The organism is Pirellulales bacterium (assembly GCA_035499655.1).
In the GTDB taxonomy this organism is placed as follows: domain Bacteria; phylum Planctomycetota; class Planctomycetia; order Pirellulales; family JADZDJ01; genus DATJYL01.
The window spans coordinates 1-9,740 of sequence record DATJYL010000135.1 but is presented as its reverse complement, the minus strand read 5'-3'; the positions used below and the strand labels follow the sequence as shown (position 1 = coordinate 9,740).

Sequence of the window (9,740 nt, the reverse complement as noted above, 5' to 3'; positions counted from 1 at the left end):
CTGAATATGGTGGCCTTTGCCGGCAGCCGGCCTGTGAAAATCGAGGGAAAATTCCAAAATCCTGGGCCCGAGTTTACCGGCGGCCTATCGATTAGCGGAACAGGCATGCCCTTCGACCAGAGTCTATACAACGCCATTTCCGCAGTGCAGCCCAAAGCGAGTTCGGTGGTGCAATCGCTGCATTTGGCGGGCGCGTTCAATTTTCGAGTGGATTGCATGCGCGACGATCCGCAGAGCAAGAACATGCACCAGCATCTGCAGGTCGAGCTGGACCATTGCGGAATGCGTTACGACCGGTTTTCTTACCCGTTGAACAATGTGGTAGGAAGATTGGAAATGATCGACGGCCAGTGGAATTTCCGCGGGCTGGAAGGTGAAAATCATACCGGGCGAGTGACGTGCGACGGGACGGTTACACCGGTCGGCCAAGGATTCAGCCTGGCGCTGGAATTCCACGGTCGCGACGTCGTGTTGGAGGAAGAATTGCGAGACGCTTTGCCCCCGCAGTTTCAACCCATTTGGAACGACTTGAAGCCCAAGGGCTCGTTCAATTTGCTCGATGCGGCGGTGAATTTTACATCGGGCGATAGCCATCCGCAGGTGAAAGTGGCGGTGGAGCCGGTGGGTGAGACGGTTTCGATCGATCCCACATACTTCCCTTATCGGCTGGAAAAAGTACAGGGTGCGATTGGGTTCAGCGGCGATCGGTGCGAGTTTCAAAACTTGCGGGCGGTACACGACCGCACGCCGATTTCGGCCAGCGGCTCTTGCGAGCATGGTCCCGAAGGCGCCTGGCATTTGCATTTCGACAACATTACAGCCGATCACGTGCGGTTGGATACAGACCGCGATTTGATCATTGCGTTGCCCGTCAAGCTGCGAAAGGCCGTGGTGCAATTGAACCCGACAGGCCTGATCAGTCTGCATGGCGTGTTGGATTTTTGGGGGCAGCGTCCGCCGCTGTTGCCCGACGGTTCGCCTCCCGCGGTGCTGGGCGATTGCCGGGTGATTACGCAATGGCAAAACATGCAATTCGACATCGAGCAAGGCACGCTGCACACCGGCGTCGAGGTGCAAAACATTCACGGCGGCGGCGTGTTCAGCGGCAGCTATGATCCTAACCGCAACGAAGGCCAGCGGCTGCTTACGCGGGGTGAGTTGAATGTCGATTCCGTCACGTGGAACAATTTCCAATTTACGAATATCGCGGGACCGGTGTATGTGGACGATCGGCAAGTCGTGGTCGGCGCCGATGCCGATTCACAATCGCAGGGACAGTCGGCGCGACACTTATTTGCAAAATGCTACGGCGGAACCGTGGAGGCCGACGCCAGCGTGGCACTGGACGAAACGCCCCGTTTCTCCGTACAGGCCAAGCTGAATAAAGTGGACATGAACCGATTTTGCATCGAATCCGTGCCTGGCCGACAACGATTAAAGGGGGAGGTCGACGCCAGCATCCGGCTTAACGGTTCGGCGGCGGGTCTGCACACGCTGAACGGCGACGGCCAGGTGCAATTAACGAATGCCGATATTTACGAATTGCCGGTGATGGTGGCACTGCTCAAAGTATTGAATCTTAAGCGGCCCGACACCAACGCGTTTACCAAAAGCGACATCACGTTTCACATCGACGGCGAGCACGTGATTTTGAAAAACATCGAATTCAGCGGCGATGCCATCAGCCTGGTCGGTGACGGCGAAGCGAATCTGAATACCGACATCAATCTCAAACTACAACCCATCGTGGGCCGCAGCGACCTACAATTGCCCGCGTGGAAGCGCCTCATGGGTGGGGCCAGCGAACAGATTATGCAAATTCACGTGACCGGTACCCTGGCCGATCCCAAGCCGAAGCGCGAAGCATTTCCGACGATCAACCAGGCTTTGCAAACCATACAAACCGGCATGCAGCCGCAAAATCGAACGTTGCCGCCCCCCCCCAATACACTGTCGCCCGCAGCCACGGTGCAACCGGTTTCGCAAGTGCAAGAGGCACCGCTGCGATAATGTTGAATTCAAGGTTCGTCACAGACGATAGGTCTGTGTGTCCATTGGACGGAGGTAAATGATGAGCATTGCATCTCTCGGATTTGCGGGCATCGGGGCGGCCACGCCATTGCCGCAATCCAAAGGTGCGGATACAGATCGTACGTCGCAGGAAATGACCGTCCAACGAATACAGCAGCAAACCGATTTGCAAGCCGAACAAGCGGCCGGGATCGGCCAAACCGATGGCGACGAGCACGAGACGGAAGAGCGTGATGCGGACGGCCGCCGTCCGTGGGAATTGCCCGAGAAGAAAAAAAATCCGCCGGACGCAGCAATTGGACTGTCGGACAGCCCCCTGCCCTCCAGCCGCGACCCTTCCGGTCAATGCGGCAACATGCTGGATTTGACGGGCTGAACTTCGCAGACTGGCCATAATTCGCACGTTCGGATGAACTTTACGGCCGTTCGATTGTCCGTTTGTCGGCAGGCGGATAAAATCCCGCAGTTACGCTCCGCTGGTTGGTCACTACCGCCCTGCGCTCGGTCGACGCCCGTCGACCGTGCTCGGTTGCTCGTCGCGGCTAAACGTTACTCGCGGCCTACTTACTCACCACTTACAACTCACTCCTCTCATGCGCTTCACCAAGATGCACGGCATTGGCAACGATTATGTGTATGTCAATTGCTTTGCGCAACCGATGCCCGCCGATCCCGCAGCCTTGGCCAAAAAAATTGCCGACCGGCATTTCGGTGTGGGTGGCGATGGGCTGATTTTGATTTGCCCGTCCGACAAAGCCGACGCCCGGATGCGGATGTTCAATGCCGACGGCAGCGAGGCCGAAATGTGCGGCAACGGCGTCCGCTGCGTGGCCAAGTACGTGTACGATCACGGCATTGCCAAGAAGCCGACGCTCAAAATCGAAACCGGCCGTGGCGTGTTGACGCTGAATCTAGAAGCGGCTGGCGGCAAAGTGGCAAAAGTACGCGTGGATATGGGCGAACCGATTTTGGAAGCCGCGAAGATACCAGTAGAGCTGGGAGGAGCGTCCGCTAGCGATTCTGTTATTGACTATGACCTCGATCTCGCATTGGACCAACTTTTTGCGGGCTGGAAAATCGTTCAGCGAGAACATCCCATGCGGGCCGCTATGTTCCCGCGCGCGGACCAGCCCAAGCCGATCCGTTACCCGGGGATCAAAGAAGAAGACATGCCTTTGCCAAAGGACCCTTGGACTGCAATATGTGAACTTGACCGCCGAATCACTTGTGTTTCGATGGGAAATCCGCATGTTGTCTTGTATTGCAGAAATGTCTCCGAAGTTCCGTTGGAGAAAGTTGGGCATTTTTTGGAACAGGCGATGATTTTTCCCAAAAAAGCCAACATCCATTTTGTCGAGTTGAAATCTCCTTTTGAACTCACCATGCGAACTTGGGAGCGGGGCAGTGGAATTACGCTGGCTTGCGGCACCGGAGCCAGTGCTGTCTGTGTGGCGGGCGTGCTTACCGGCCGCACCGGGCGGAAAATTTTGGCCCATTTGCCCGGCGGCGACTTGGAATTGGAGTGGAACGAAACCGACAATCATGTTTATATGACGGGCCCCGCCACGGAAGTCTTCAGCGGCGAGTGGCCGGAGTGAGCAATGTAGGAAGTGGAATGTAGAAACTAGAATTTAGGATGTAGGATTTAGGAATTAGGATTTCTAACACACGCTTTGTCGGCGCTGCCCGGAAATAAATCCTACATCCTCCTTCCAACAGCCTACATTCCTCTTGCACGGATGCGATCTCGATGAAATTCCGCACGCCCAAATTTGCCAGGCACTTTCTGAATAACCTGGGCGGGTTGCTGGCTTCTGCGGCGGTTCGTTACTGGATGGACACGCTGGAATATAAATGCGCGTACTACGAAGAATCGGTCGATCCCGCCAAACCGGGTTACGCTGGGCAAAAGATTTACATCTTCTGGCACGAGTACATTTTGTTCCCGCTCTACCTGCGCGGGCACAACAACCTGACGATGCTCCTCAGCCGGCATCGCGATACCGACATTCTCAGCCGCACAGCCTACCACATGGGCTTTGAATTTGTGCGGGGCAGCTCCACCCGCGGCGGCATGGCGGCGCTGCGCGAATTGGTTCGCCGCAGCCGCAACATGAATTTGACCATAACGCCCGACGGCCCGACAGGTCCACGCCGTACGTTGGCCTCCGGCCCGATTTACCTGGCATCCAAGCTGGGCCTGCCGATTGTGGCGATGGGATATGGATACGATCGGCCTTGGCGGATGCGCACGTGGGATCATCATGCGGTGCCCCGGCCGTTCAGCCGTGCGCGGGCGGTGGTCAGCCCGGCCATTCACGTGCCGGCGGAGTTAAATCGCGAAGGCCTGGAGCATTATCGCCTGCAAGTGGAGCGGCTGATGAATCGGCTGACGCTGGAGGCCGAAGCGTGGGCGGAATCGGGTACGCACAAAGTGGAAGAAGTTCCGCTGCGCCGCGAACCAATGTGGCGCGAATACCCGCGGCTCGATCCAAAGCATATACCACCGCAACCGCATTTCAGCTCGCTGCCTGAAAAAGTTCTGAATCAAATAACCAGGGATGAACGCGGATGAACGCGGATGCCCGCAAATCAGGCCGAAAAACAGGCGCGCGAGTAGGCACTTCTCACGGCACTTTTATTTCCTCATAATTCTCTTTGCCGATCTGCGATGATCTGTTTCATCCGCGTTTATCTGCGTTCTCTTGATTTTGCAAGTTCCCTGTGGCTTCCGAACTTCAATCTCGTTCCAATTCGCTGCCGGTGCTGACGGTTTCGCAGTTCACCGACGTGCTAAAAGAGATCGTCGAGGGCGCGTTTCCGGTCGTCTGGGTCACCGGCGAAATTTCCAATTTCAGCCGCCACAACCCGTCGGGACATTGCTACTTCACGCTCAAAGATGCAGACGCCCAAATTCGGGCCGTCATTTGGAAAAGCACGGCCCAGCGCATCCGCACCGAATTGCACGACGGCTTGGAAGTCATCGTCCGCGGCCATTTAGATGTGTACGCACCCCGCGGCGAATACAAGCTGATTATTGAAGAGTTGCAACTGAAAGGCCTGGGCGCGCTGGAGCTGAAATTCCGGCAATTGCACCAAAAACTCACCGCCGAAGGTTTGTTTGCACCGGAACGCAAACGGCCGCTGCCTCCGTTTCCGCGGCGAATTGCCTTCGTCACCAGTCCCACCGGCGCGGCGCTGCGCGATTTTTTGGAAGTGTTGCGTCGACGCTGGCCCGGCGTGCACGTCATCATCGCCCCAGCCCGGGTGCAGGGCATTGGCGCTGCTGAGGAAATTGCCGCCGCGATTGAACGTGTGAATCGCTTGGGCGTGCCGATCGACGTGCTCGTCGTCGGGCGTGGCGGCGGCAGTCTGGAAGATTTATGGTCGTTCAACGAAGAAGTTGTCGTCCGGGCGATCCATGCATCGCGGATTCCCGTGGTTTCGGCCGTGGGACACGAAATCGACGTTACGCTGGCCGATTTGGTGGCCGATGTTCGCGCGCTCACGCCCAGCGAAGCCGCCGAACGCATTGTGCCAGCAATGGAAGCAATTTACGCCACTCTGCGCGACCGGCAAAGTCGGTTGGCGGCTGCACTGCGCAGCCGTACGCAAGAGGCGCAGCGGCGGTTGGAAACTATCGAAACGCGCCCGCCGTTCAAAAAGCCATTTGACCGATTGTACAATCTTGCGCAACAATTAGACGGCTGGCAAGCACGATGTGCCCGATCTGTCGGCGTGTTGCTCGATCGGACGAAACAACGCACGGCGGGTTTAGCCGCGCATTTGGAATCGCTCAGTCCGCTGGGCGTGTTGGCACGCGGCTATAGTTTGACGACGCACACCGCTGACGGCCGGCCGGTTTTCGATGCATCGCCGTTGCAGCCGGGAGAAACGATTCACACACGGTTTGCCCGCGGCGCGGCGGTCAGCCGAATTGAACATATTATAGACGCCAACGGAAAAGGTTAGCGTCGCCAGACACGGTCAGCGTTGATTCAAAATGTTTAGCGGTCACCGGCCACGGCGACAGAAAGCACGAAATTGCCCGAACAAAATCAAAATCCGTCTTCGGCCGAAGCGCCTTCGTTCGAGCAAGCCTTAACGGCGCTGGAGCAAATTGTGCGCGATTTGGAGGAAGGTCGGCTGGGGTTGGCCGAATCGTTGGCGCGGTATGAGGAAGGCGTCAAGCTGCTCAAACAATGTCACGGCCTCTTGGAACGGGCCGAGCGGCGGATCGAATTACTCACCGGCGTCGACGAAGCAGGCAATCCGGTGACGGAGCCGTTCGATGACCGCGCCACGTTGCCGACCGAGTCGAAAGAGCCCATTCGTTCGCGCCGCGGAGGCAAATCGTCAAAAAAAGCGCGCGAACAGGAGCCCGCGCCAGAGATTAACATCGAATCGACCACCTCCGCGATGGACGAACCGGGCAGCTTGTTTTAAGATAAGTGTCTGGTGGCCTGTGTCTGGTAACGGCGGTAAGTTGCTTAATCGCTTCGGGTTCAAACAAAATATCAATTCCACATGCTCTCCTGTAGCTCCGCCCTCTTGATGGACCAAATGGCGGCCGCGCGACAACTGATCGACGCCGCGCTGGATCGCTACAGCAATTTTTCCGCTGACTGCCCTGTCCCATTGCGCGAGGCCATTCGCTACAGTTTACTGGCCCCCTGCAAACGATTACGGCCCATGCTGGTGTTGTTGGCCGCTGAGGCTTGCGGCACCACTTGGGAAGCGGCGCTGCCGGCCGCCTGTGCGGTGGAAATGGTGCACACGTATTCGCTCATTCACGACGATCTGCCGGCGATGGATGACGACGATTTGCGCCGCGGCCGTCCCACCTGCCATAAGGCCTACGGCGAAGCGGTAGCCATTTTAGCCGGCGACGCACTTTTGGCTCAGGCATTCGAAGTATTGGCCAGCGATATTAAGCCGCCGGCCGTGGCTGCTCGGTGTTGTGCGACATTGGCCGAGGCAGCGGGCGCGACGGCGTTGGTCGGCGGGCAGGCAGACGATTTGGCGCTGGAGCACATGCCGGGCGACTTGGCGATGCTGGAAAACATTCATCGCCGCAAGACTGGGGCCATGTTTTTGGCATCGCTGCGGCTGGGCGGATTCGTAGCTGGTGCCGATGAAGCACAGCAAACGGCATTGGAACGGTTTGGACGTAAAATTGGCCTGGTGTTTCAAATTGCCGACGATTTGCTCGACGTCGAAGGGAGCGAAGCGTCCCTGGGTAAGCGTGTGGGCAAAGATTCGGAGCATGGTAAACTAACGTTTCCCGGCCTGCTGGGAATTGAAGAAAGCCGGCATCGCGCATTGCGGCTCACTGACGAGGCCTGCGCGGCGCTGGCGCCCCTGGGAGAAAAACGTGCCGGACTGGAAGTCCTGGCGCGCTACGTGCTGGAGAGGAATCAGTGAAGTGAAATTGAAGTTCGACGATGGAATTCTGATTGCTTCGAACTTCGCTCTTGCCGCCGAGCCTTTCCGAAACTGATGGATCAAACATGAACACGTTGCTCTCGAACATTCACTCGCCGCGTGACCTGGTTCAGCTTACAGAAGCCCAGTTGGAACAGTTGGCCCAAGAGATGCGCGAGGCGTTGTGCAATTTGGTATCCAGCCGTACGGCGCATTTCGCCTCGAACTTGGGTGTCGTCGAATTGTGCTTGGCGCTGCATACGGTGTTCGATTTCAGCCGCGATCGCCTGATTTGGGACACCGGCCATCAAATTTATCCGCACAAACTAGTTACCGGGCGATACGAGCAGTTTCCCACCATTCGCACCAAGGGGGGGCTGATGGGCTACCCCAATCCCCTGGAAAGTCCCTACGACCTGTTCATGACAGGGCATGCCGGCTGCAGCGTTTCGACCGCCCTGGGATTGAAAAGCGGCGATGAACTTTTAGGGTGCGGCGATCGGCATAGCGTGGCGGTAATTGGAGACGGCGCGTTTCCCTCGGGAATTGTATTCGAGGCGATGAATAACGCAGCCGGCCTCAAGAAGAAACTGCTCGTAATCTTGAACGACAACCAAATGTCGATTTGTCCGCGCGTCGGCGGTTTGGCGGAGTATCTAGATCAGTTGCGGATGAATCCCTCGTATTCTGGATTGAAGAACCGCGTCGTCAGCCTGCTCAATAAAATACCCGTGTTGGGCGATCCGGTGGAGCGGTTGCTGGGGCAAATTAAAGATTCGCTCAAGGCTGGCTTGCACGGCGGCATGTTGTTTGAGGAACTCGGCTTTCGGTACGTAGGCCCGGTCGATGGCCACAACATCGTAGCGCTACGTCGTTATTTGAAAATGGTGAAAGACGTCGACGGCCCGGTCCTGTTGCACGTGTTCACAGAAAAAGGACACGGATTTCAGCCCGCCGCCGCCGATCCAGTTTACTTTCACACGCCGGCGCCGTTTGAACGGGCCGCGGAAAAAATCATTACGATTAAATCGAATTCGTCGAAAGCGTACACCGATGTTGCCAGTCAGGCGGTGTACCAGCAACTGGAGCAAAATCCGCGCGTTACGGTGCTGACCGCGGCCATGTGCCAGGGAAATAAACTGGAAGCGGTGCGCGATGCCTTCCCGCAGCGATTTTTCGACGTTGGCATTTGCGAATCGCACGCCGTGGCCTTCGCCGCAGGACAGGCCAAGGCCGGCCTGCGACCTGTTGTCGATATTTACAGCACGTTCCTGCAGCGCAGTTATGACCAACTGTTTCAGGAGGTGGCGCTGCAAAATTTGCCTGTCACGTTTTTGCTCGATCGCGCCGGCTTGACCGGGCCCGATGGACCCACGCATCACGGTTGTTTCGATCTGGGATATCTGCGCCTACTTCCGAACATGCTGGTCTTGGCGCCGGGCGATGCGGTCGATTTGCCGGCGATGCTGGAATTCGCACTTTCGTTTCCGGGGCCGGTAGCCATCCGTTACCCCAAAGCCACGGCGGAAGATGCCGGAAAACTGTGCGACCAGGATGAGCGCGATCGCACGCCCATTGAATTGGCCCGAGCCGAAGTGTTCGATTGGGGCCGCGACGGAATCATGTTGGCCTGCGGCACGCTGCTGATGAATTGTCTCAAAGCCGCCGAGATGTTACGGGCCGACGGCTTGGATGTCGGCGTGGTGAACATGCGCTTCGTCAAGCCGCTCGACACTGACGTTGTGTTCAAGGCACTGGAAGATTGTCCGTTTGTGCTGTCGGTAGAAGAGGGCGGGCTTGCCGGCGGATTTGGCAGCGCGGTGCTGGAAGTAGCCGCCGACGCAGGATTGAACGCTTCGCACGTCGCACGTCGCGGCATTCCTGATCGCTTCATAGAACACGGCGAGCGCGGCGAGCTGCTGGCCGATTTGGGGTTAGACGCTGCCGGATTGGCCCGCACCTGCCGCGAACTGGCCCAGCGCGCCGGGGTATTGGGCGAATCGGCTCATCGCGCCGGGTGATTTGCGGGCTTTTTATTGCACGCTTTGCGGCTCTTTTCTGCGCGCCACGGGCGCTTTATGATCGAAGTTGGCATCGAACTCTTCAACCGCAACTTATCTGAGCCACTCCTGTGCCTTCGACTCGTCCTCGTGTGATTGTGCTGGCCTATGGTGAACGGCCCCATATCGCCAGCGAAGCACAACGGCTTCGCCCCATGCTGGAGCAGTTTGCTGAGATCGTTTTGTTCGACTTGGAATTTCAGGCCGATCTGTCGCAGGTCGAGG

Annotated in this window: 8 protein-coding genes; all 8 read left to right on the top strand. The window is 57.5% G+C overall.

Annotated elements, in window-relative coordinates:
- Positions 1–2,010 (top strand): AsmA-like C-terminal region-containing protein (locus tag VMJ32_09480; GenBank protein ID HTQ39248.1); only part of this gene is annotated, 2,010 nt, incomplete at its 5' end.
- A 61-nt stretch (positions 2,011–2,071) separates the two neighbouring features.
- Positions 2,072–2,407: a hypothetical protein gene (locus VMJ32_09475; GenBank protein ID HTQ39247.1), complete on the top strand. Its 336-nt coding sequence runs from the start codon at positions 2,072–2,074 to the stop codon at positions 2,405–2,407.
- Between the two features lie 217 nt (positions 2,408–2,624).
- Positions 2,625–3,629 carry a diaminopimelate epimerase gene (gene dapF / locus VMJ32_09470; protein ID HTQ39246.1) on the top strand — a complete coding sequence of 335 codons (1,005 nt, stop codon included), beginning with the start codon at positions 2,625–2,627 and terminating at the stop codon, positions 3,627–3,629.
- A 152-nt stretch (positions 3,630–3,781) separates the two neighbouring features.
- The gene (locus tag VMJ32_09465; protein HTQ39245.1) at positions 3,782–4,606 is read left to right on the top strand and encodes a lysophospholipid acyltransferase family protein; all 825 of its coding nucleotides are present in this window, start codon (positions 3,782–3,784) and stop codon (positions 4,604–4,606) included.
- Positions 4,607–4,755: 149 nt separating this feature from the next.
- Positions 4,756–6,003, top strand: a complete 1,248-nt coding sequence (gene xseA, locus VMJ32_09460) for an exodeoxyribonuclease VII large subunit (protein HTQ39244.1) — start codon at positions 4,756–4,758, stop codon at positions 6,001–6,003.
- Positions 6,004–6,075: 72 nt separating this feature from the next.
- Positions 6,076–6,477: an exodeoxyribonuclease VII small subunit gene (locus VMJ32_09455; protein HTQ39243.1), complete on the top strand. Its 402-nt coding sequence runs from the start codon at positions 6,076–6,078 to the stop codon at positions 6,475–6,477.
- A gap of 81 nt (positions 6,478–6,558) precedes the next feature.
- Entirely contained in the window at positions 6,559–7,455 is an 897-nt protein-coding gene (locus VMJ32_09450) for a farnesyl diphosphate synthase (protein ID HTQ39242.1), read from the top strand.
- An 86-nt stretch (positions 7,456–7,541) separates the two neighbouring features.
- Entirely contained in the window at positions 7,542–9,476 is a 1,935-nt protein-coding gene (gene dxs / locus VMJ32_09445) for a 1-deoxy-D-xylulose-5-phosphate synthase (GenBank protein HTQ39241.1), read from the top strand.
- Positions 9,477–9,740: the final 264 nt, after the last annotated feature.

What these genes read in the sequence shown, in the direction of transcription:
- VMJ32_09475 (HTQ39247.1), top strand. Translation starts at nt 2,072, where the DNA reads ATGAGCATTGCATCTCTCGGATTTGCGGGCATCGGGGCGGCCACGCCA.
- dapF (HTQ39246.1), top strand. Translation starts at nt 2,625, where the DNA reads ATGCGCTTCACCAAGATGCACGGCATTGGCAACGATTATGTGTATGTC.
- VMJ32_09465 (HTQ39245.1), top strand. Translation starts at nt 3,782, where the DNA reads ATGAAATTCCGCACGCCCAAATTTGCCAGGCACTTTCTGAATAACCTG.
- VMJ32_09450 (HTQ39242.1), top strand. Translation starts at nt 6,559, where the DNA reads ATGCTCTCCTGTAGCTCCGCCCTCTTGATGGACCAAATGGCGGCCGCG.
- dxs (HTQ39241.1), top strand. Translation starts at nt 7,542, where the DNA reads ATGAACACGTTGCTCTCGAACATTCACTCGCCGCGTGACCTGGTTCAG.